Source organism: Parachitinimonas caeni (assembly GCF_030129945.1).
GTDB classification, from domain to species: domain Bacteria; phylum Pseudomonadota; class Gammaproteobacteria; order Burkholderiales; family Chitinimonadaceae; genus Parachitinimonas; species Parachitinimonas caeni.
In genome coordinates this window covers 1-255 of sequence record NZ_JARRAF010000305.1, presented here as the reverse complement: position 1 = coordinate 255, position 255 = coordinate 1, and the positions used below count along the sequence as shown (strand labels likewise).

At 65.5% G+C, this 255-nt stretch carries 1 protein-coding gene; it reads right to left on the bottom strand.

The window, feature by feature from the left end; genetic code table 11:
- Positions 1–255, bottom strand: a 255-nt coding sequence (locus PZA18_RS25925; protein ID WP_308447471.1) for a hypothetical protein, incomplete at both ends; no start/stop codon positions are given.

Genomic DNA, 255 nt, shown 5'->3' with positions numbered 1-255 from the left:
TGATGCGCTGACCCAGGCTGTTATAGCGATATTCGGTGACGCGGCCTTCGGCTGAGAGGGTGTAGCGCAGGTTGAGCCGGCTGTCGTAAGCGTAGCGGCTGGTCAGCGGCTGGCTGGCCGTGGCGGCGCCTGCGCCATCGGGGTCGGGGGTGACGAAGGTGGTTTCGGTCAGCAGCTGGTTGGCGCTGCCGTAGGTTCGCTCAATGCGGTTGCCCAGATCGTCCTGCTGGCTGATCTGGTTGCCGGCCGCGTCAT